Annotated in this window: 18 protein-coding genes and 2 pseudogenes; 7 read left to right on the top strand and 13 right to left on the bottom strand. The window is 66.5% G+C overall.

Annotated elements, in window-relative coordinates; translation table 11 throughout:
* Positions 1-37: 37 nt before the first annotated feature.
* The 3 genes from H0P51_RS07025 to H0P51_RS07015 are packed head-to-tail and all read left to right on the top strand — an operon-like array spanning position 38 to position 3649.
* Positions 38-1156: a phosphotransferase family protein gene (locus tag H0P51_RS07025; RefSeq protein WP_180917252.1), complete on the top strand. Its 1119-nt coding sequence runs from the start codon at positions 38-40 to the stop codon at positions 1154-1156.
* Positions 1156-2271, top strand: a complete 1116-nt coding sequence (locus tag H0P51_RS07020; RefSeq protein WP_180917251.1) for an Rv3169 family protein — start codon at positions 1156-1158, stop codon at positions 2269-2271. Before H0P51_RS07025 ends, H0P51_RS07020 begins: the two co-directional genes overlap by 1 nt.
* Before the next feature lie 31 nt (positions 2272-2302).
* Positions 2303-3649 carry a flavin monoamine oxidase family protein gene (locus tag H0P51_RS07015; RefSeq protein WP_180917250.1) on the top strand — a complete coding sequence of 449 codons (1347 nt, stop codon included), beginning with the start codon at positions 2303-2305 and terminating at the stop codon, positions 3647-3649.
* Here the strand turns inward: H0P51_RS07015 and H0P51_RS07010 are convergent.
* Entirely contained in the window at positions 3644-4588 is a 945-nt protein-coding gene (locus H0P51_RS07010) for an alpha/beta fold hydrolase (protein ID WP_180917249.1), read from the bottom strand. The genes H0P51_RS07015 and H0P51_RS07010 overlap by 6 nt on opposite strands.
* 135 nt (positions 4589-4723) lie before the next feature.
* Here H0P51_RS07010 and H0P51_RS07005 point away from each other — a divergent pair, with 135 nt between their 5' ends.
* Positions 4724-6070, top strand: a complete 1347-nt coding sequence (locus H0P51_RS07005; protein WP_425489024.1) for a flavin monoamine oxidase family protein — start codon at positions 4724-4726, stop codon at positions 6068-6070.
* A 21-nt stretch (positions 6071-6091) separates the two neighbouring features.
* On the opposite strand, the gene H0P51_RS07000 is transcribed toward H0P51_RS07005, so the two are convergent.
* Positions 6092-6469: a nuclear transport factor 2 family protein gene (locus H0P51_RS07000; protein ID WP_180917248.1), complete on the bottom strand. Its 378-nt coding sequence runs from the start codon at positions 6467-6469 to the stop codon at positions 6092-6094.
* Between the two features lie 10 nt (positions 6470-6479).
* Positions 6480-7178 (bottom strand): potassium channel family protein, encoded by a 699-nt coding sequence (locus tag H0P51_RS06995; protein ID WP_180918793.1) that lies wholly within the window; start codon positions 7176-7178, stop codon positions 6480-6482.
* A 166-nt stretch (positions 7179-7344) separates the two neighbouring features.
* Here H0P51_RS06995 and H0P51_RS06990 point away from each other — a divergent pair, with 166 nt between their 5' ends.
* On the top strand, positions 7345-8841 hold the full coding sequence (locus H0P51_RS06990; RefSeq protein WP_180917247.1) for a potassium/proton antiporter: 1497 nt from the start codon (positions 7345-7347) through the stop codon (positions 8839-8841).
* Here the strand turns inward: H0P51_RS06990 and H0P51_RS06985 are convergent, their stop codons facing one another.
* The 9 genes and pseudogenes from H0P51_RS06985 to H0P51_RS06945 all read right to left on the bottom strand — a co-directional run bounded on the left by H0P51_RS06985 (position 8842) and on the right by H0P51_RS06945 (position 19053).
* Positions 8842-9534, bottom strand: coding sequence for an acetoacetate decarboxylase family protein (locus tag H0P51_RS06985; protein ID WP_180917246.1), 693 nt, complete (start codon positions 9532-9534; stop codon positions 8842-8844). It lies immediately after the preceding gene.
* 2 nt (positions 9535-9536) lie between these two features.
* Positions 9537-10385 (bottom strand): SDR family oxidoreductase, encoded by an 849-nt coding sequence (locus H0P51_RS06980; RefSeq protein WP_180917245.1) that lies wholly within the window; start codon positions 10383-10385, stop codon positions 9537-9539.
* Between the two features lie 134 nt (positions 10386-10519).
* Positions 10520-10678: pseudogene (locus tag H0P51_RS28360) on the bottom strand (amine oxidase); the annotation flags it as partial.
* Positions 10679-10706: 28 nt separating this feature from the next.
* Complete coding sequence (locus H0P51_RS06970; protein WP_180917244.1) at positions 10707-11033, bottom strand: STAS domain-containing protein; 327 nt, start codon at positions 11031-11033, stop codon at positions 10707-10709.
* Positions 11033-15145: a SpoIIE family protein phosphatase gene (locus H0P51_RS06965; protein WP_180917243.1), complete on the bottom strand. Its 4113-nt coding sequence runs from the start codon at positions 15143-15145 to the stop codon at positions 11033-11035. The genes H0P51_RS06970 and H0P51_RS06965 overlap by 1 nt, the downstream gene beginning before the upstream one ends.
* A gap of 114 nt (positions 15146-15259) precedes the next feature.
* Entirely contained in the window at positions 15260-16735 is a 1476-nt protein-coding gene (locus tag H0P51_RS06960) for an MFS transporter (protein ID WP_246398440.1), read from the bottom strand.
* Positions 16736-16853: 118 nt separating this feature from the next.
* Complete coding sequence (locus H0P51_RS06955; protein WP_180917242.1) at positions 16854-17519, bottom strand: DUF1345 domain-containing protein; 666 nt, start codon at positions 17517-17519, stop codon at positions 16854-16856.
* Between the two features lie 18 nt (positions 17520-17537).
* Positions 17538-18071, bottom strand: a pseudogene (locus tag H0P51_RS06950) (helix-turn-helix domain-containing protein); the annotation flags it as partial.
* Positions 18072-18135: 64 nt separating this feature from the next.
* The gene (locus H0P51_RS06945; RefSeq protein ID WP_180917241.1) at positions 18136-19053 is read right to left on the bottom strand and encodes an alpha/beta hydrolase family protein; all 918 of its coding nucleotides are present in this window, start codon (positions 19051-19053) and stop codon (positions 18136-18138) included.
* Positions 19054-19188: 135 nt separating this feature from the next.
* Here H0P51_RS06945 and H0P51_RS06940 point away from each other — a divergent pair, with 135 nt between their 5' ends.
* The gene (locus H0P51_RS06940; RefSeq protein WP_180918791.1) at positions 19189-20055 is read left to right on the top strand and encodes a helix-turn-helix transcriptional regulator; all 867 of its coding nucleotides are present in this window, start codon (positions 19189-19191) and stop codon (positions 20053-20055) included.
* Here H0P51_RS06940 and H0P51_RS06935 read toward each other — a convergent pair.
* On the bottom strand, positions 20025-20240 hold the full coding sequence (locus H0P51_RS06935; protein WP_180917240.1) for a hypothetical protein: 216 nt from the start codon (positions 20238-20240) through the stop codon (positions 20025-20027). The two genes, H0P51_RS06940 and H0P51_RS06935, sit on opposite strands and share 31 nt — an antisense overlap.
* A gap of 58 nt (positions 20241-20298) precedes the next feature.
* Between H0P51_RS06935 and H0P51_RS06930 the strand changes: the two genes are divergently transcribed.
* Complete coding sequence (locus H0P51_RS06930; protein WP_180917239.1) at positions 20299-20862, top strand: TetR/AcrR family transcriptional regulator; 564 nt, start codon at positions 20299-20301, stop codon at positions 20860-20862.
* Positions 20863-20905 lie beyond the last annotated feature (43 nt).

Below are 20905 nucleotides of genomic sequence, written 5' to 3'. Positions count from 1 at the left end.
ACCTACCGTATCGTAATTATCCCGCGAAGGACTACCCGTGGCCAATGAACCGGCGGTTGAAGATGTCGGCCGCATGCAACGCTCGAGCCGCGATACCACCACCGTTCCGGAGTTGATGTCGCAGTGGTTGTCGACCGTGCTGCCCGAGACACCCGAGATTACCGTGGAAAGTGGCGTGGACTCGACCGGGATGTCCTCGGAGACGATCATCCTAACGGCGCGCTTCGCGGGCAACGAACAGAAGCTTGTCGCCCGGGTCGCACCCACCGCCCAGGATGTCCCGGTCTTTCCGACCTACCGCCTCGACCACCAGTTCGAGGTGATCCGCCAGGTCGGCGAACTCACCGACGTCCCGGTGCCGCGGGTGCGCTGGATTGAGAACACCGGCGACGTGCTGGGCGCGCCGTTCTTCTTGATGGACTACGTCGACGGCGAGGTACCGCCCGACGTCATGCCCTACACGTTCGGCGGCAACTGGTTCGCCGACGCTCCGGTCGAACAACAGCGCAAGCTGCAGGACATGTCAGTGAATGTATTGGCGACGCTGCACTCAATCCCCGCGGCCGAGAAGACGTTTGGCTTCCTGACCGAAAACCTGACCGGCGACACCGCGCTGCACAGACACTTCGGCTGGGTCAGATCCTGGTATGACTTCGCCGTCCCCGACATCGGCCGATCCCCATTGGTCGAGCGTAGTTTCGAATGGCTGCAAGCCAATTGGCCCGAAGAGGCCGACGCCCGCGAGCCAGTGCTGTTGTGGGGGGACGCCCGGGTGGGCAATGTAATGTACCGGAACTTCGAACCGGTCGCGGTGCTCGACTGGGAGATGGTAGCTCTGGGCCCGCGCGAACTCGACGTCGCCTGGATGATCTACGCGCACAAGGTTTTCGAGGAACTCGCCGGTCTCGCCGGGCTACCCGGACTGCCACAGGTGATGCGCGAGGAAGACGTGCGTGACACCTACCAGAAGCTCACCGGCGCGGAACTCGGTGACCTGCACTGGTTCTACGTGTATTCCGGCATCATGTGGGCCTGCGTCTTCATGCGCACCGGAGCACGACGCATCCACTTCGGCGAGGCCGAGAGGCCCGACGATGTCGAGTCGCTGTTCTACCACGCCGGACTGATGAAACGCCTTATCGGAGAGGAAAGTTAATGCTCGGACCGCTCGACGAATACCCGGTACACCAGGTGCCGCAGCCGATCGCCTGGCCCGGCTCCTCCGATCGCAACTTCTACGACCGCTCCTACTTCAATGCCCACGATCGCACCGGCGACATCTTCGTGATCTCCGGCATCGGCTACTACCCCAACCTCGGAGTCAAGGACGCGTTCCTGCTCGTCCGGCGCGGTGACACGCAGACCGCCGTGCACCTCTCCGACTCCATCGATCAGGACCGACTCAACCAGCACGTCAACAGCTACCGGGTCGAGGTCATCGAGCCGCTGCGCAAAGTGCGTATCGTGCTCGACGAAACCGAAGGCATCGCAGCCGATCTCACCTGGGAGGGATTGTTCGACGTCGTCCAGGAGCAGCCGCACATCCTGCGCGCGGGTAACCGGGTGACTCTGAACGCCCAGCGGTTCGCTCAGCTCGGGAGCTGGAGCGGACAGCTGATGATCGACGGCCAGGACATTGCCGTCGACCCGGCTGTCTGGATCGGCAGCCGGGACCGATCCTGGGGCATCCGCCCGATCGGCGAGCCCGAGCCGGCCGGCCGGCCGGCCGACCCGCCGTTCGAGGGCATGTGGTGGCTATATGTGCCGATTGCGTTCGATGACTTCGCGATTGTGCTGATCATCCAGGAGGAGCCCAACGGGTTCCGTTCGCTCAACGACTGCACCCGGATATGGCGTGACGGCCGAGTCGAGCAGCTGGGCTGGCCGCGGGTCAAGATCCACTACCGCTCCGGCACCCGGATCCCGACCGGGGCGACGATCGACGCGACGACTCCGGACGGCACGCCGGTGCATTTCGACGTCGAGTCCAAACTGCCGGTGCCGATCCACGTGGGCGGTGGCTACGGCGGCGACTCCGACTGGCTGCACGGGGTGTGGAAAGGCGAGAAGTTCGTCGAACGGCTGACCTACGACATGACCGACGCGGCCATCGTCGCCCGGTCCGGATTTGGCGTCATCGACCACGTCGGTCGCGCCGTGTGCCGCGACGGCGACGGGGACCCCGTCGAGGGCTGGGGCCTGTACGAACACGGTGCCCTAGGCCGCCACGATCCGTCCGGCTTCGCCGATTGGTTGACGGTTGCGCCGTAATTCACATCCGGGATGCGGTTCACTGTAGGGCGTGACAACTGCCCCGTGGAACGTCGATGTTGTCGTGGTGGGGGCCGGCTTCGCCGGGCTAACCGCAGCCCTTGAACTGACCCGACAGGGTCATGAAGTGCTGGTACTCGAGGGCCGCGACCGAGTTGGGGGCCGTTCGTTTACCGGTAATGTCGCGGGACTGCCCGTCGATCTGGGCGGCTCGTTCGTGGGCCCCACCCAGGACGCGGTGCTGGCCCTGGCCGCCGATTTGGGGGTGCCCACGACCCCGACATATCACGACGGCAAGAACGTCATCTTGTGGCGCGGCGCCGCGCGCGCATACGGCGGAACCATCCCCCGGCTGTCGCTGGTGGGCCTGCTGGACATCGGCCGACTGCAATGGCAGTTCGAACGGCTTGCCCGTGCCGTGCCGATCTCGGCGCCGTGGAACGCCAAGCGGGCACGGCAACTGGACAGCGTTTCGCTCGGTCAGTGGCTCGGCATGGTGCGGGCCAGCAAATCGTCCCTGGACCTGATGGCGATCATGTCCCGGGTGACCTGGGGGTGCGAACCCGGCGATGTGTCGATGCTGCACGCGGCCCGCTATGTGCGGGCGGCCGGCGGCCTGAATCGGCTCCTCGACGTCGAGAACGGCGCTCAGCAAGACCTGATCCCGGGCGGCACCCAACAAATCGCCGAGCGCGCGGCGGCCGAACTCGGCGACCGAGTAGTCCTGGACGCGCCGGTGCGCCGTATTCAACGGCACGGATCAGGCGTGACGGTGAGCACCGACCGGGGTGAGGCCGAGGCAGGATTCGTCATCGTCGCGATCCCGCCCGCCCACCGGGCCGCCATCGAGTTCGATCCCCCGCTGCCGCCCGATTACGCCGAACTCGCCCGAGGGTGGCCACAGGGCCGGCTGAGCAAGGCGTACGCGGCCTACGAGACACCGTTCTGGCGGGCCGACGGCCTGTCCGGACAGGCGCTGTTGGACCGCGGCCCGGTGTTCATCACTTTCGATGTCAGCCCGCACGACGACGGCCCGGGGATCTTGCTGGGTTTCGTCGACGCCCGGGCTTTCGACTCGCTGCCCAGCGACCAGCGTCGCCGAGACGCGCTGCGCTGCTTTGCGTCGGTGTACGGAGACGCCGCGCTAAAGCCGCTCGATTACACGGACTTCCGTTGGGGGGCAGAGGAATTCGCACCCGGCGGGCCTACTGCCGCGGTGCCGCCGGGATCGTGGACCAAATACGGCCCGTTGCTACGCGCGGCAGTCGGGCCGATCCACTGGGCCGGTACCGAGACCGCCGACGAGTGGACCGGCTACTTCGACGGCGCCGTCCGGTCCGGCCGGCGCGCCGCAGCCGAGGTCGCCGCCCTGCTATGAGCTGATCAACCGCAGCTCGCGCCGCGCCAACGCCGACTCGGCGAGCGCGCGCAGCTGCCCGTTCACCGCGGCCGGCTGTTCCAGCATCGAGCAATGCCCGCCAGGCAGCTCGACCAGATCGACGACATTGGGTGCCGTGCGAGCAATCTTGCGGGATTGGCTGATGGGCGTCAGCCGGTCGCGTTCGCTGCCGATGACCAGGGTCGGCACCGTCAGGCCGGCCAGGCTGAGGTGGCGCGACCCAACCTCCCCCACCAGCATCCGTGCGCAACCCCCGCGCCCGGCCGGTGAGGTCTGCGCGAACATCTCGTAGACCAGCTTCACCACGTCGGGATGTGCCTCGGCGCCGGTCGCCATCAGCGCGACCAAGTAGCGGGCCGGGATCCGCACGGCGTCGGGCAGCGGGACGCCGCCGACCGCGTTGATCAGCGTCCGCCCGGCCACAACCCGGGCCGGCGACAACCCGCGCGGGACGGAGAGAAAGCGGATCTTGCGGAGCAGATCACCGCTGGCCGTATTGATCAGCGCCACGGCGTCGGCGCGCCGGGCGACCTTGTGGCCGTAGCGCTGCGACCAGGCCTGGATGGTCATCCCGCCCATCGAGTGCCCGGCGATCACCGCGCGTTCGTGCGGAGCCAGTGTGGCGTCCAACACGCAATCAAGGTCGGAGGCAAGGTGATTGAGGCTGTAGCCGCCACGGCGCGGCAGGCCGCTGCGACCATGCCCACGGTGGTCGAACGCGATCACCCGGAAATCGGCCGACAGATCCTCGATCTGGTAGGCCCAGGCGCGGATGGCGCACACGAAGCCGTGGGTCAAAACGATTGGATAACCGTCGGGCGGGCCGAACACCTCGGCGTGCAGGGGCGTGCCGTCGGCCGCGCGAACCGTGAGGGCGCGGCCGACCGGCAAAGCACGGGTGGCCTGTTGAGCATTCATCGCCGCTCCCCCCTTGGACGCGGCACCGTTGCCGCCCTCCGGATATGCACAATTTTACCTGACCGTAATGTGCGTTCTGCCGCGTTCGCAGAACACGATCGGGTAACGGCGTGTGAGACGCTGACACCCGTGTCCCTGTCGCGTCGGGGTTTCCTGGCGGCATCCGCCCTGCTAGCAGGGTGCGCACGGCCGTCGCCGCAGAGCGTCAACGGGCCGTCGAGCACGAGTACGTTGCCCCCGGACACCGGGTCGATCTTGATCGTCGGCGCCGGCATGGCCGGACTGGCCGCGGCGCGCAGCCTTGCGGATGCGGGCCGGTCGGTGCGGGTGATCGAGGCTCGCAACCGGATCGGCGGGCGCGTGCACACCAGCCGCGAGTGGGGTACGCCGCTGGAAATGGGCGCCTCGTGGATCCACGGCACGACGGGCAATCCGCTGCTGGAGTTGGCGGCGAAGGTGCAGGCCCAGGTCGTTGCCACCGACTACAACCGGCCGGCGAAACTGGCCATCGATCCCCGACTGCAGCCGATGACCTACCACCCCGAGACCTGGCGCGCCTTGGTGTCGGACGCGCGCGACGCCGTCGACGGCGGGACCTTGGGCGCCGCCGTCGACGGCGAGTCGGTCGGGCTATCCGAGCGGGACCGAGCCGCGCTGGCGTATTACGTCACCACCGAAATCGAGGACGAGTACGCCGCAGACGCAAACCAGCTGTCCGCCAACACGTTTGACGTAGGCACCTACACCGGCGGCGCACAGGCGGTGATCACCAGCGGCTACGACGCGCTGCCGCGGCTACTGGCCGAAGGCTTGCCGATCACGCTCAACACTATGGTGGATACCGTTGTGCGCAAAGACAACTCAGTACTGCTACGGGCCGGCAGCCAGACTTTCGAGGGACCCGCCGCAATCGTCACCGTTGGGCTCGGCGTGCTCAAATCCGGCAAGGTCACCTTCGACCCGCCCCTTCCCGACGGCCACGCGCACGCGGTGAGCGCGCTGGGATTCGGCGTGCTGTCCAAGAGCTACTTCCGTCTCCGACGCCGCACCTGGGACGCCGAAAACGCGTTCTTCCAGTACCTGGGTTCGCAGCAGGGCATGTGGGCTCAGTGGTTCACGCTGCCCGCCGCCGCCGGCCCGATTGTGTTGGCCTTCAACGCCGGTCGGCGTGGCCGACAGGTGGAGTCGGCGGCCGCCGAAGAACTGCTGGCCCAAGCGATGCCGATCGCCCGAGAGCTGTTCGGAACCGATGTCACCGAGGTCCGCTCATCGAGTTGGACCAGCGACCCGTTTGCACTGGGTTCGTACTCTTTTCACGCACCAGGATCCGGCCTAGACGATCGTCGGCGACTCCAGGAACCGCTCGGCGACCGGCTCTACCTGGCCGGTGAAGCCGTCGGGGTGGACAATCCGGCCACCGTGCACGGCGCCGTACTCAGCGGTCGACGTGCGGCGGCCGAACTGCTGCGCAGGATCAGCTGAACAATAGCCGCCGCGCCCATCTCAGTACCCGTCCAACGCGGCCACACCGCGCCAACTCGGCCAAGTAGTCTCCCAGACCCGGTAAATGCGGCCGTCTCGGTAAGCGGCGATCAGCACCACCTCGATGCGGGTCGGCTCTTCCCCGGGGCGTGCGGTGGTGATCCACACCCGGCCGGCGACCTTATCGGTGCCTTCCACCCACGCCTGCTCGTCGTACTCGACGGCGTAACTGATCGGCGTCGCGTAGAGCTTGAGGTGGCTATCGCGGAATTCGGCGAAACCCTGCGTCACCCCGTCGGAGCACATCACGAAGTCGGGGTGGTAGTAGTGCTCGATCAGCTCGCCGCTCTTGGCGACGACCATCCGCTCGAACATCTCTCGAAGCAATGCGACCGTCACCCGCGCGCCCTCACCAGGCGTCGTGACGCATCGGCATCCGCGGCGTCGGCTTGATCCGGTTTACGGCGGCCCACAGCGCACGCTCGCGGGCGTTGTCGGCGATGAATAGCAACTCGTCGCCCCCCTCCAGAACATCCTCGTCCCGGGGGGCGATCACCTGGTCGCCGCGCACCACGGTCACCAGGGCAGTGTTGTGCGGCAGATCCAGCTCGTCGACGCGCTGCCCGACCGTCGGATTGTCGGCGGGCAGCGTCAACTTCGTCAGGGCCGTGCGGCCCTCGCGCAGACCCATCAGTCGCACGAGATGGCCGACATCGATGGCGCCCTCGATCCCGGCGACCATGGCGCCCGGCGTCGAAACCGAGACATCGATCCCCCACGCCTGCCCGAACAGCCACTCGTTGCGGACGTCGTTGATGCGCGCCACCACTCGAGGCACACCGAACTCGGATTTGGCCAGCAAACCCACGACCAGGTTGGCCTTGTCGTCGCCGGTAGCCGCGATAACCACGTCGCAGGTCTGCACGCCGGCCTCCTGCAACGCAGACATCTCGCAAGCGTCCGCATTGAGCCAGTCCGCGTCGGGGACCTTATGCGGCTCGAAGGCGCGGCGCTCCCGCTCGATCAGCAAGATCTTGTGCCCGTTGTCGAGCAGTTCCTGCGCGACGGAACGCCCGACATTGCCGGCTCCGGCAATCCCGATTCGCAACTTGCGTGTCGTCACGTAATCATCTTTGCGTATCCACAGAGGGTCGGCGCCTCCTGCTGTGCGCCGAGCGATCGGTCGGTCCGGACTGATTTACTGACAGGACGCCGAAATCGGCACCCTCGCCGGGCAGAGCGCGGTAAGCGCTGGTCATGTTGAACGGGAAAGAATGACCCTGGAACAGCTGTATCTGATCGTGTCGATCGGCGGCCTCGTGCTGCTGGCCAGCATCGTCGGTACCCGGGTGGCCACCGTGGTGGGCTTCCCCAGCCTGCTGCTCTACCTGATGGTCGGGGTGGTGATCGGCGAGGACGGCCTGGGGCTGCAATTCGACGACGCCCTGCTGGCCCGCAACGTGGGGACCGCGGCGCTGGCATTGATTCTCGTCGAAGGCGGCTTGACCACCCGGTTCGGCGATATCCGCAAAGTGCTGGCCCCGGCGGCATCGCTGGCCAGCCTCGGCGTCCTGATCAGCACGTTGGTGACCGCGGTCGGAGCGCACCTGCTGCTACACATCGAGTGGCAGCTCGCGCTACTGCTCGGCGCCATCGTGTCGTCCACCGACGCCGCGGCGGTGTTCTCGGTGCTGCGGGTGTTGCCGTTGCCGCGACGCCTGGCCGGCCTACTGGAGGCCGAGTCTGGGTTCAACGACGCCCCCGGCGTGATCCTGGTGCTGATGTTCAGCGTGGTGCCGTTCGTCTTCCACCCCGAAGGCGCGGTAACCGACCTGCTCTATGAACTGCTGGGCGGATCGGCGATCGGGTTGGTCGTCGGCTACCTCGGCGCCGTCGGGCTGCGCCGCATCGCCCTCCCGGCGTCGGGTTTGTATCCGATCGCCACCTTCGGGTTGGGTCTGATGGCGTTCGCCGCCGCCGGCGATGCCCACGCGAGCGGCTTCATCGCCGCATATCTGGCGGCGGTGGTGCTGGCGAATTCGGGGCTGCCGCACCGGTCGGCGACCCGCTCGTTCGCCGAAGGCGTCGGCTGGCTGGCACAAATCGGGCTGTTCGTGCTGCTCGGCCTCCTGGTGAACCCGAGCGAGCTGGGTCCGGATGTGGTCACGGCGATCGTCATCGGCCTGGTCCTGCTGCTGGTCGCGCGGCCCCTGTCGGTGGTGGGATCGCTGATCTGGTTCCGCATCCCATGGCGCGAACAGGTCTTCCTGTCCTGGGCGGGATTGCGCGGAGCGGTCCCGATCGTGCTGGCTACCTTCCCGATCGTCGCCGGGGTCCAGGGCAGTCACCACCTGCTCAACATCGTGTTCGTGCTGGTGGTGGTCTTCACCCTGATCCAGGGACCCAGCCTGCGCCCGATCGCCCGCATTCTCGGACTGATATCTCGCGAGGCCACCCGCGAGATCCAGGTTGAGGCCGCCCCCCTGGACATGCTCGACGCGGAACTGCTGACCATGACCGTCCAGCGGCCGTCGCGACTGCACAACGTCACCATCCTGGAGCTGCGCCTGCCCGATCCGGCGGTCATCACGCTGATCATCCGCAACGGCCACACCTTCGTCCCAGAACCCGACACGCGGATCGCGGCCGGCGACGAACTGCTGATCGTCACCACCAGCAAGACCCGGGCGGCCGCCGAAGCCAGGCTTCGGGCCGTCAGCCGGCGCGGCAAACTTGCGCACTGGTTCGACGAATACGGCGAGCTGGATTAACTAAAGGCGCGGTTCGCCCAGGGTGAAGACAGCGTCGTCGACCAACGCCCCGAGGTGCAGTCCGGGTCGCAGCCAGGATGGCAGAGTTCCCGTCGACGTGACGCCGACGGTCACCAACGCCGGCTGCACCCGGCCGGCGAAAGTCAGCAGGCAGTCACCGACCCGCCCGTCGGCGAACTGCTGCCGAGCGCTGCCCTTCGTCTTCAGCGGGACAGCCGGGCCCACCACCCGCGGGGTTGCGCTGACCGTCCAGGACACTTGGTCGGCACTGCTGGCGGTGATAACCCGGCCGTTGGCCAACTCCCCGTCGAAGCGGGCCAGCGTCTTGGGCATCGCCCAATTAGTGCGGCCACCGACCAGACTGGACTGCGAATCCACCGACATGAAGGCCACGTTGCCCCACGGACGCAGCCCGGTGCGGGAACCGACGATGCCGAGCACCTCGTCGTAGGGGCCGACCGGGGTGTCGGTGTATCGGACGAATCCACCAAGGGTGGCTAGCGCCGGGCTACCGGCCAGCGCCGGCGGCAGCGCCGCAGCGGCGGACCGTCCGCCCCGGCCCAGCCACAGCACCGCCGAGCAGCGGCATTCCCACGGTGCGGGCGCCGCATTGCCTGGCAGGGTGGCGACCAGGGCCTCGGACAGTGCGGTCTCAGGCACCCCGCGCAGTCCTGTCAGCTCGATACGCGACATAGCTACTCCTGAATCCCTCGGCCTTCGACACGCGCCTGGTACGACGCCCGTTTCTCGCGGTCCAGCTCCGAGGTGACCTTGTTGCCGCCGGACAGCCGGAAGACAGCGTCGACGACCGGGGCCGGCAGGGTGCTGGTTCCGCGGGAGACCAGACCTACCAACTTGGGCACAAACACGGTGCGCGAGGCGCCCTTGCCCAGTTCGGTGACCACCGCGGCGGCGACGTCCTCGGGGTTGACCACCAGGAACCGTTCCAGCGGGCGGGGCGCCGCCATTCCCGCGATCAACTCGGTGCGCACGAAGCCGGGGCAGATCGCCGAAATGTTGACCCCGCTGCCCCGCCACTCCTGACGCAGCGACGCGCAGAATCCGACCACCGCATATTTGGCAGCGCAGTAGGTGGCGGCGTTCGGCGATGCCAGAGTGCCCATCGCCGAGGCGATGTTCACGATGTGACCCGACCCCCGCGCTGCGAACCGCGCACCGGCCAGCCGGGTTCCGGTCATCACCCCCAGAATGTCGATCTCCAGCGTGCGACGGGTGACGTTGGGGTTCTCGTTGAGGAACGGTCCGATCGGCATGATGCCGGCGTTGTTGACCAGTACGTCGAGCCCGCCGAGATCCTCGGCCGAGCGGTCCAGGAACGCCTCGAAACCGGCTGGATCCGTTACATCGAGTCGATAACCCGTTGCCGCCGTGCCGAGTTCGGCAGCGGTCTGCTGGACAACGGACTCCTGCACGTCACCGAGGGCCACCTTGGCGCCGGCAGCGATAAGGGCCTGGCCGATCGCGCGGCCGATCCCCTGCGCCCCTCCGGTGATGGCAACGCGTCGTCCCTGCAGCTTCGGCATGTGGCCAACCCTAGACCTCGGCACCCGCCGCGCCGAGCGCCGCATGAACCAAATCGACCGCGAGCGAGGCGCTTTGCGGCGCCCTCCATGGTGGTGGGCCAATCATTGAGGGTCCAGTCGCCGGCTAACGCCAGGTTCGGCAGCGCCGTGCGATTAGCGGGGCGGATCGTCGACATGCCGACCCGCGACGAGAAAGTGGCCTTGGGCCAGGGCACCACGGCGACGTCCAGCACCTGCGCCTCCCGAGCGGCGGGATAACTGGCGCGTAGCGCAGCGACCAGCCGCTGGGCCACCTCCCTGGCCCGCGGCGCGCTAGCTGGACTAGCCGTCGGTCGACGCCGTCGCGGACTCGACCGTCGCGATCTTGCTGAGCCCGCTGATCGTGAGAACCCGAATCAGTAAGGGATGCACGATGACCCGCAGATGGTCGACCGCGTCGGCATGATCGAAAAGTGCGTTGATACCGGCACTGTCGAGATACCGAACCGCGCTCAGATCGATCGTGATCGGCCGACGAGTCCCCTCGCCGGCGGCCGTCAACGCCCGGGTGAATGTCTTGATATTGCTCAGGTCGATTTCGCCGGTGGCCGTCACCCGCGCCGTCCCGTCTGCGCCACGGTCGGTGATGAGGTACAGCGGTGTGGCCATTACGGGATCCTCGCGTACATGTGCACCGTGGTGCCGGCATCGGTGGAGTGAATGCTGAAGTCCTCCATGAGAACTCGCATCAAGGCGATGCCACGACCGCGACTCATGCCAGGCACCTTCGTAGGCGGCTTCCACACGCCGCTGTCGGTGACGGTCACCTGAAGGCGGTCCACCACCGCGGTGGCACGCAGCGAGACGGTGCCGTGCGGCTTGTCGCGGTGGCCGTGTTCGATCGCGTTGGCGACGGCCTCACCGGCGGCCGTCAACACGTCCTGGATTTGGGTTGGCTCGACCCCCACCTGAGTCAGCCAGCTGCGCAGGGCAGCCCGACTTCCGGCGAGCTGTTCGGCGTCGGCGACGAATTCCATTGCCAGCGGCGCTGGTTGGCGATACAGCAGCACGGCCACGTCGTCGGGATAGCCGCCCGCGGGCTCCAAGTCGGACATCAGATGATCGGCAACCTCGTCGAGGGACTGCGAACGGCCGTCCTGCACCAGATCGGCGGCACGCGACATGCCGTCGTCCAATGACATGCCGCGGCGCTCGACCAGGCCGTCGGTGTAGAGCAACAGTGTTGCCCGCGGCGGCATCGTGATGCGCGATTCGGGCCGATCCCACTCCGGTCGCAGCGCCAATGGCAGCCCATGTTCGCCGTCCAGCATCACCTTGGTGCCGTCGGCGTAGACCAGGATGGGCGGCGGATGGCCCGCGTTGGCGTACACCAGCTCGCCGGTATCGGAGTTGAGCACCGCGCAGAATGCCGTGGTGCAGCGCGCGCCGGGGAGAAGCGCCGCGAAGCGATCCAGTCCGGCCAGGGCGGCCCTGGGGCCGGATTGCTCGAGCAGCAGGGCGCGGCAAGCGCTACGCAACTGGCCCATCACCGTAGCGGCCGCCAATCCGTGTCCGACGCAGTCGCCGACGATAAGGGCTATCCGGCTGTCGCCGAGATCCACGACGTCGTACCAGTCGCCGCCGACCTGCAACGGGCGGCTCGCGGGGAGGTAGCGCACCGCGATACCACCGGGCAGGTCAGCCGGACCCAGCATCGCGTGCTGCAGCGCCACCGCGGTTTCGCGTTGCACGTCCAACTGATAGACGCGCTGCAGACCCTGCCCGAGCCGTCCGGCCAACACCGTCAGCAACGTGTGGTCTTCGGGAGTAAACGCGCGCTTCTCGGCCAACTGGACCCAGATCACCAGCACGCCGCGAGGCTGTTGCAGTGCGATGCCGGCCGTGCCCGCTTCCTCGGTGACGGTGGTGAGCAGATCGGCGTCGCGCAACGACTCCATCAGGCTCCGCCGCTGTGGCGTCAGGTCGCCCCACTTGATCGGTTCCCCGGCGCAGACCAGGTCCGGTGCCCGCTCCGTGGACGAATCGCTGACGAACGTGACCGCCAGAACGCGCCGAGCCTGCCACACGCGGCGAAGCACCTCGGCCGCGCCGCGCAGCGCGTCGTCCAACGTATCTGCTTGTACCAGTTGCTGATTGAGCGCGGCCAGCGCGGTCTGCCGCTGCACCATATAGTGCTCGGCCGTCACGTCGCGCAACGTGCCCACCATGACCCGGCGGCCCGTGTCGGGATCCTCAGCGTGGTTGAAGGACACCGCCACCCACAGCCGGTGCCCGTCGTGGTGAACCAGCGGAACAGTGAAGGTGCCCTGCGCCTGGGTCAGCATCGCGCCGAACGCCGTTTCGACCTGTCGGTAGGCGTCGGCGTCGGTTTCGGCGGTCGGCCACCAGGGATGGATGGGCTCATAGGGCAGGTTTTCCGGACCGAAGCCGAGGATCTCGCTGAAGGCGGCGTTGATCTCGACGACGGCACCGTACTCGTCGCAGACAAAGAACGCTTCCTGTAGCGAGTCCACCAGCGCGGTGCGCCAGCGCGCGTGATGGTTACGCAACCGCGTCAACTCCACATTGGCGCGAACCCGGGCCAGCAAATCGGCGGCCGCGAATGGTTTGACCAGGTAGTCGTCCGCGCCGGCGAGTAGGCCTTCGACCGCCGCCTCCTGGCCGGCCCGCGCGGACAGCAGTATGACGGGCAGCGCGGCAGTGCGCGGATCCTTGCGCAGCACCGCAAGCAAGGCCAGACCGTCCAGACCCGGCATTATGACGTCGCTGATCACCAGATCGGGAAGTTGGATGCGGATCGCATCGAGCGCCTGCAGACCGTCGCTGTAGCCGCTGACCTCGTAGCCGGAAGCGCGCAGCAGATTGGTCAGGTATTCGCGCATGTCGGCGTTGTCGTCGGCCACCAACACCCGCGACCCGCGAGGTTCGACCGTGACGTCTGGGACCGTACCGACCTCCGTCGATGTCGACGCCCCCGGCAGCCAGCGCAAGGCTTCCAGGACGAACGGCTCGGCGATCACCCCGGAAGAAGCCGGTGTCGCCGCCTGCCCTGACGTGACCACTTCGTCGCTGCGCAGGTGGGCGGCGCCGAAGGGAAGCCGAACGGTGAACGTGGTGCCGGTGCCCTCGCGGCTGTCGGCGCTGATGGTTCCGCCGTGCAACCCCACCAGCTCCTTGACCAGGGCCAATCCGATCCCACTACCTTCGGTGGATCGGGCGCGCGCCGATTCGATGCGATGGAAGCGCTCGAAGAGCCGGGGCATTTCGGCGGCGGGGACGCCTATTCCGGTGTCGGCGACGGTGACGACCGCGTGGTCGTCGTCCCGGGACACCCGGACGGTGATCGACCCGGCGAAAGTGAATTTCAGCGCGTTGGAGAGCAGGTTGAGCACCACCTTCTCCCACATCTCGCGGTCCAGGTACACCGGTTCGTCCAGCGCAGGACAGTCCACCGTGAACGTCAGCCCTGCCTGGTCGATCGCCGACCGAAACACGCTGGCCAGCTCGGCAGTGATGGATGCCAGGTCCACGGCGGAGAATCGAGCCTGCATCCGCCCCGCCTCGATACGGGAGAAATCGAGCAGTGTGTTGACCAGTTTGGCCAGCCGCAGTCCGTTGCGGTGCACGAGTTCGAGTTCTTGACGCGCGTAGTCGTCCACACCGGTCGGCCGGGCCCGCAACTCGTCGACCGGTCCCAGGATCAGGGTGAGGGGCGTGCGGAACTCGTGACTGATGTTGGAGAAGAACGTGGTTTTTGCGCGGTCGAGTTCGGCCAGCGCCTCGGCGCGTTGCTGCTGAGCCTCGTAGCTGCGGGCGCTGCTCACACCCGTCGCGATGTACCCGGCAACCAATTCGACGAAGCCGCGGTAGCCGTCGTCGAGTTCCCGGTGCCGGTTCAGCGCCGCCACCAGGAACCCGACCGGCGATCCACCCTGCTGCCGCAGCGGCACGACGAGCGCCTGGACTGGCGGCTTACGCCAGGCGCCGCTGGGCAAGCCCATCGCGGCGCCGTCCAGCTCGACGAGTTGCGCCTCGCCTCGGGCCACCTTGTCGGCGGGCCACACCGACGAGTCGTTGCCGGGCAGCGTTTGCGGTGCAGCCGGATGCCCGGCCTCGATGCCACTGGCCCCGGCCAGGTGCGCCTGCCCGTCGTTGTCGAAGAGGTACGTGAGGGTAAACGGGAGGTCGTAGGGATTGCGCTCGAGCTGCTGGGCGGCGAAGTCGAGCATCTGCCGCTCGGTGCGCACCACGCTCGGATCCGAACCGAGTTCACGCAACGTCGACATCCGGCGCTGTGAGATGACCCGCCCGGTGTCCTCACTGACCACACACAGCAAACCGACCACGCGCGAGTCATCGTCTCGCAGCGGGCTGTAGGAAAAGGTGTGGTAGGTCTCCTCGGTGTAGCCGGACCGTTCCAGGAAAAGCATCAACCCGTCGTCCCAGGTCGATTCCTGCGCACTGAGGACGCGGGCGGCACGCGGCCCGATGTCAGACCAGATCTCGGCCCACACCTCGCGGGCCGGCCGGCCCAACGCCCAGGGATATTTGCGTCCCAGGGTGTCGCGGCGATAGGCGGCATTGCAGAAGAACGTGAGGTCGGGCCCCCACCCCATCCACATCGAAAATTGAGACGAGAGCAGGATATCGACGGCTGTACGCAGGCTCTGTGGCCACGCTTCGACGGGACCTAGTGGTGTCGACGACCAATCGACTGCGGCGAGATCGATGCCGATCTCCTGGTCTGCACGGAAGACCACTGACCTACCTTTCGAGCTCCGGTTGGTCCCACGAGCGTTGCCTCACCGTCAGAGACTATCCATAGCAAACGTCCACTGCCTGCTCAATGCGGTCGCGACATAGAAACACCTCGTTCAGCGGTTGGCCGCCAATGGGGTGGCAATGTCCTCCAACGATCTGCCTTCGGCATCGACGGCGAGAAACCAGGCAATCAAGCCGCCGGCCATCATCACCACCGCACCCAGCAAGTAACCCAGGAACAGCATCGTCGGGTTGGCGCCGTCACCGATGAGCGCACCGTAGATGACCGGCCCCAGCGCTCCGAAACTCTGGGCGATGGCGAAGAACACCGCGATCGCTTTGGCCCGGACCTCCAGCGGGAAGATCTCGCTGACCGTCAGATAGGCGGCGCTGGCGCCGGCGGAGGCGATGAAGAAGATGAGGCACCAGGCGACAGTCTGGGTTATCGCGTTGAGGGCGCCGGCCTCGAACAGGCCCGCGCTGACGGCCAGTAGCAAACCGGATGAAACATAGGTGCCGGCGATCATCTTGCGGCGGCCGATCGTATCGAAGAAGCGCCCAAGCATCAACGGCCCCAACAAGTTTCCTACTGCGAACGCGACGAGGTAGAGCGGCGCCGACGCACTGGACACGTGGTAGAACTTGCCCAGCACCAGGGTGTAGGTGAAGAAGATCGCGTTGTAGAGGAACGACTGGCTGATCATCAGGGATGCACCGAGCACGGAGCGGCTGGGGTAGTCGCGGAACAGTACCCGCGTCAGCGCCAGGTAGCCGATCTTCTCGGCGGGCTTGAGTTCGATGGCCCTGCTTTCGTCGACCTCGGGCAGGGTGGCGCCGGTGGCCCGGACCTCCTCTTCGATATGGGCGATGGACTTCTCGGCCTCTTCGGTGCGGCCGTTCATCACCTGCCAGCGCGGACTTTCCGGCAGATTGCGACGCACCAGCAAAATCACCAGCGCCAGCACCGGACCAAGTAGGAAGGCCAGTCGCCAGCCCAGGCTCAGATCGATCACCTTGAGGAAGACGAATGTGCCGAGCGTCCCGAGTATCGCCCCGGCCCAGTAGGTGCCGTTGACGGCGATGTCGACGCGGCCCCGGTAGCGGGCCGGGATCAGCTCGTCGATCGCCGAGTTGATGGCCGCGTACTCGCCACCGATGCCGGTGCCGGCAACGAATCGGGTGGCGTAGAGAAACGCGATCCAGCCGGCGCTGTTCCCCATGGTGAAGGCGGTGAGCGCGCTGCCCACCAGGTAGACGGCCAAGGTGACCATGAACAGATTGCGTCGGCCCAGCTTGTCGGACAGCTGCCCGAAGAACAAGGCCCCGGCCACCTCGCCGATCAGATAGATGGTCGCGGCGAACCCGACGGCCGCAGCGGACAGGTGCAACGTCTCGGGGGCGGTAAGTGTGTCGGCCACCGCGCTGGCCACGGTGATCTCCAGCCCGTCGAGCACCCAGGCCACACCGAGCGCCACCACCATCCGGGTGTGGAACGCCGACCAGGGCAGCCGGTCAATGCGGGCGGGGATGAGGCTACGGATCGATCCGGTCACCCCATCGGACGTCGAAATGATCGGCTCCTCGCGCACACGTTCGCTTTCCCGTCACCGGGCGGACGGAAACATCATGCCGCGTTCACATGGCGGGTCGGTGACCGCCTTGGTTTGTTCGAGATCGTCGGAGGGCATAAGGACGTCTGGTGCAAGGTCATGAATTGCTCAGCGCGACCACGAGATTGATGGTGACCGCCAAGATCACGGCACCGAAGAGATAGGACAGCAACGCCTGCGCGAGCGCGATACGGCGCAGCTGGCCGGTCTGCAAGCTGGTGTCGGAGACCTGGTAGGTCATGCCGATGGTGAACCCGAGATAGAAGAAGTCGAGAAACCGTGGATTGTCGGAGCCCGTGAAGCCGATCGAAGTGATGCCGTCGTTGGCGTCGGAGTAGTAGATGTCGGCGTAGCGAACACTGAACACCGTATGCACGACGCACCACGCGGCAATGATGCTGACCACCCCGACCGCCGCGGCGATGTCCTTCTCCGCCCCGGATTTCGATCCGGCGGCCAGCAGATGCTCGACGCCGGCCAAACTCGCGACACTCGCCGTCAGAATCACCGCGTCAGTCAGCCACCCACGGGGCGGGTCCTCGGGTTCAACGTGCTCGCGCGTCTTCGCCGCGTCCATCGGTAGCACGACGATCCACGTCCACACCAGGTAGGTGGCTGCCGCGGCGATCCAGCCGACGCTGGGCGCATACCGCAAGCCCGCCAGGAAATGAACCAGCGTCGCCGCGATGACACCGACCGCCGCCGCGACGATCAACCGGATCACGACCTGCGTGCGCCAACGAGACCTAGCTTGGTGCGCCATGCCGCAAGCTAAACACCGCTAGGCGTTTTCCACAGGCACCTTGGTCTGTAAAGACGACAGCGCGGCGGCGCTGAGTCGGGCAAGTTCATCGACCTCGTCGCGACTGAGGGCCGCCGCCATGAGTTCCGCCATCCGGCGGTTGGTCGCCTGCTCGACCTTTGCGTAGCGATTCTTCTTGTCCGCACCGTCGGCGAACGGCTCGGGCCAGCCGAACATCCTCGTGTACTCGGTCCCCTTGTTGAGCATGTGCGCTTCGACCGGGCTGACACCGGAAATGCTGAGGGCGTTGAAGTGCACGCCCGCCCGCAGCTCGCGCAGAATGAACATCACCTGCAGGGCTCGCGCCGGTGCATCGTCGGCCAGCGGCATTGTGCGCCATCCCGCATACAAGGGCAACCCCGCGATCGGTGTCGCTGCGACGATCTTCTCCCCCAGTTCGGCGATACGGTCCACACCGTCGCCCCCCGCCAGATGCCTGCGGGCAAAACCGGCGGTCTGCTCCCAATAACATTGTGCCGCACCAGCCGCGCCGTGTACAGCAACGCCCTCTTCGACGATCCTCCTTCATGTTCCCGCCCGTCCGTGAGGCGATCCGGTCACGTTACCTGGCTAGCGCTCAGTTGATGTGCTTGTCGAACCACCCGACCGCGACCTCAGGGTGGATCCCGAAGTAGTTGTAGCCGTCGAACCGGCGGTCGGTGCCCTGGATCCAGTGCAGGCTCTTTTCGGCCACCGGGAGGGCGTCGTAGATGTCCTGAACGTCTTGCGGGCGGGTCATGGTGTCGTCGTGCACCTGTGCCACCAGTGTCGGGACGGTCACCGCCTTGACGTGTTCGAGCGGCGACTGCTCGGACAGATGGAACCCGGTTCGGTCGTGCACAGCTTTCTCGAATTCCTCGTAGCCGTCCTCGATGCCGACGGACTTGACGAACTCTTCGACGACATAGCGTGCCGAGACCGGCTGCAGCATCACCATGGCCTGGATCTCGGAGAACTCTTCGGGGTGCTTGGACCAGGCCACCGCAGTCGAGTCGGCACCCAGGCAGACCGACAGCAGCGCTTTCTTCATCTTGTTGGTGTCCGGACGGGAGGCGGCGTAGCGCAGCGAGCCGATCACGTCGCGGTATTCGGTGAGCCCGATGCCGGCGATACCGCCGTTGCCCTGGCCGCTCATGCCGTGGTTACGGATGTCGTAGGCCAGGATGTTGTAGCCGGCGTCGTGTAGCGCTTTGTACTCGGGCAGGAAGTTGACCTCGAAGCCGCCCAAGCCACCGAATTCCGGCAGGTGACCGGGGTAGCCGTAGCGGTTGCCGGGCAGAAAGTGGTTGTGGATGATCAACCGGTCGGAGTCGGCCGGGATGAACCAGCCCTCCAGCGGCACACCGTCCATCGACGGAAAGAAGACGTCCTCGTAGTCCAGACCGACCTCGTCAGGGCGCCGGTAGACCGGGGCGCGGCGGCCCGCTGTGGTTCCGGTCGTCCAGAGCTGGACGAAGTTGTCGAAAGCGGTCTGCGCGTCATTGTTGTCGGCCATGTCGATCCCTATCTGCTGTGGTTCATCTGTCTTGAACCTAGGCGCCGCGCAGCTGGGCAGGGAGTCGCTGCTTATACCCGGTACTGGCGGTCCCTGCCTTAAGGGTGGACCGTCTCCTACGGTGGCTATATGAACATCGATCCCGCCAAGGACATCAAGGAGTTTCTGATGACCCGGCGGGCGCGGATCGGCCCGGAACAAGTGGGCCTACCGAGTGGACGGCGCCGTCGGGTGCCGGGGCTGCGGCGCGAAGAAGTCGCCCAGCTAGCCGGGGTGAGTACCGAGTACTACACCCAGATCGAGCGGGGCAGCGTGGCCGGGGTGTCCGACGAGGTGCTGCGCTCGGTGGGGCGGACACTGCAATTCAGCGACGACGAAACCACCCATTTCTTCGATCTGGTGCGGGCGGTCGCCGGGGCGCGCGGCGGTGCGCGGACCCAGGTCGCGAGCCGCAAGATTCCGGCCGGGCTGCAGGACCTGATCGATGGCCTGCTGGCGTCGCCGGCGATCGTGCTGACCGGCAGCCTGGACATCATCGCCGCAAACCGGCTCGGCCGCGCGCTCTACGCCCCGATGTTCGTCCGGTCCAAGGGCGTCCCGAACATAGCGAAGTTCGTCTTCTTCGACGCGTCCTCACCCGATGTCTTTCCGCCATGGGATCGCACGGCCGACGAGGCGGTCGCGCTGCTGCAGGCCGAGGCCGCACGATCGCCGCACTCCCCTGCCATCACCAAGCTCGTCGGTGAACTCGCCACTCGCAGTGAGGATTTCCGAAGCCGCTGGGCCGCACACAATGTAACTGCACACCGCAACGGCACCAAAGTGTTCCGCCACACCGAGTTCGGCGAGCTGACCCTGACTTACAACGTACTGGCGGTCACCGCGGCGCCGGGGCTGTCGGTGGTGGGTTATGTCGCCGAGCCGAATTCGCCTTCAGCGCAAGCACTTCAGATCATGTCCAGCTGGGACGCTCAGCTTCCCTCGCCGTCGTCGGCCAAATAGGTGACGTAATACCAACGTCGGCCCTGATCGACAGGCGCGCCCTCGGCGGCGGTCGCCTTGTCCAACCGGACGTCGGTCAAATGTGGGCTGTGCACGCGGACATAGGCTTCGAGTTCGGCGAGCAGCGCGCTGCCGCTCAGCGTCGCATCAGCCATTGCGGTGCCCTTGTATCTCTTCCAACTCACTTCAGCAGCTGCTCTCGGCTCAGCGGACCATCGTTGATCTAACCAATAAGGTAGCTGCATGACCAAAGCCCAGCGGCGCGGCTCCGGCGCGAGCCCTCGGGATGCCTGGTTGCAAATCGGGTACGAAGTCCTCGCCGAGGAAGGCTTCAAAGCCCTCAAGCTCGACGTCATCACCAAACGCCTGGGCGTCACACGCGGCAGCTTCTACTGGCATTTCACCGACATGGCCGCGTATAAGGCTGCGCTGGTGGCCAATTGGGCGCAGTGGCGCGATGATGACCACCAGCAACTAGGCGATTTGGCCATGCTCGCGCCCCGAGATCGGCTGATCAAGATGATGTCGGTACTGCTCAGCTCGCGGTACTGGACGCTGGAGCGGGCAATGCGGGAATGGGCCCGCTCGGATGAGATCGCCGCGACCAGCGTCCGCGCCGCCGACCGTCGGGTTCAGCGCGCGGTGCGCCAGGCGTTCCTCGACGAAGGCTTCGATGCGAACACGGCCCGGCAACGAGCCGACTGGATCTTCTCGATGGGCATCGGCGCGCTGCATCTGGCGTCCAAGCGTGCACATATGCCGGCCCCAGAGCGCGCCGAGCTGGTCGACTTCATGCTGCGACCCTGAACCGGGGTGCGCGGCCGGCCGATTATTGCACCATACTTTTTAG

Origin of the sequence: Mycobacterium vicinigordonae, assembly GCF_013466425.1 — a bacterium.
In the GTDB taxonomy this organism is placed as follows: domain Bacteria; phylum Actinomycetota; class Actinomycetes; order Mycobacteriales; family Mycobacteriaceae; genus Mycobacterium; species Mycobacterium vicinigordonae.
This window is presented reverse-complemented; position numbering and strand designations above follow the sequence as displayed.

Excerpts from the sequence above, each read along its gene's own strand:
- H0P51_RS06980 (WP_180917245.1), bottom strand. The coding sequence starts at position 10,385 with ATGCCGAAGCTGCAGGGACGACGCGTTGCCATCACCGGAGGGGCGCAG.
- H0P51_RS06970 (WP_180917244.1), bottom strand. The coding sequence starts at position 11,033 with ATGGCCACACCGCTGTACCTCATCACCGACCGTGGCGCAGACGGGACG.
- H0P51_RS06945 (WP_180917241.1), bottom strand. The coding sequence starts at position 19,053 with ATGGCCGACAACAATGACGCGCAGACCGCTTTCGACAACTTCGTCCAG.
- H0P51_RS06985 (WP_180917246.1), bottom strand. The coding sequence starts at position 9,534 with ATGTCGCGTATCGAGCTGACAGGACTGCGCGGGGTGCCTGAGACCGCA.
- H0P51_RS06990 (WP_180917247.1), top strand. The coding sequence starts at position 7,345 with ATGACCCTGGAACAGCTGTATCTGATCGTGTCGATCGGCGGCCTCGTG.
- H0P51_RS06955 (WP_180917242.1), bottom strand. The coding sequence starts at position 17,519 with ATGGCGCACCAAGCTAGGTCTCGTTGGCGCACGCAGGTCGTGATCCGG.
- H0P51_RS06930 (WP_180917239.1), top strand. The coding sequence starts at position 20,299 with ATGACCAAAGCCCAGCGGCGCGGCTCCGGCGCGAGCCCTCGGGATGCC.
- H0P51_RS07010 (WP_180917249.1), bottom strand. The coding sequence starts at position 4,588 with ATGAATGCTCAACAGGCCACCCGTGCTTTGCCGGTCGGCCGCGCCCTC.
- H0P51_RS07020 (WP_180917251.1), top strand. The coding sequence starts at position 1,156 with ATGCTCGGACCGCTCGACGAATACCCGGTACACCAGGTGCCGCAGCCG.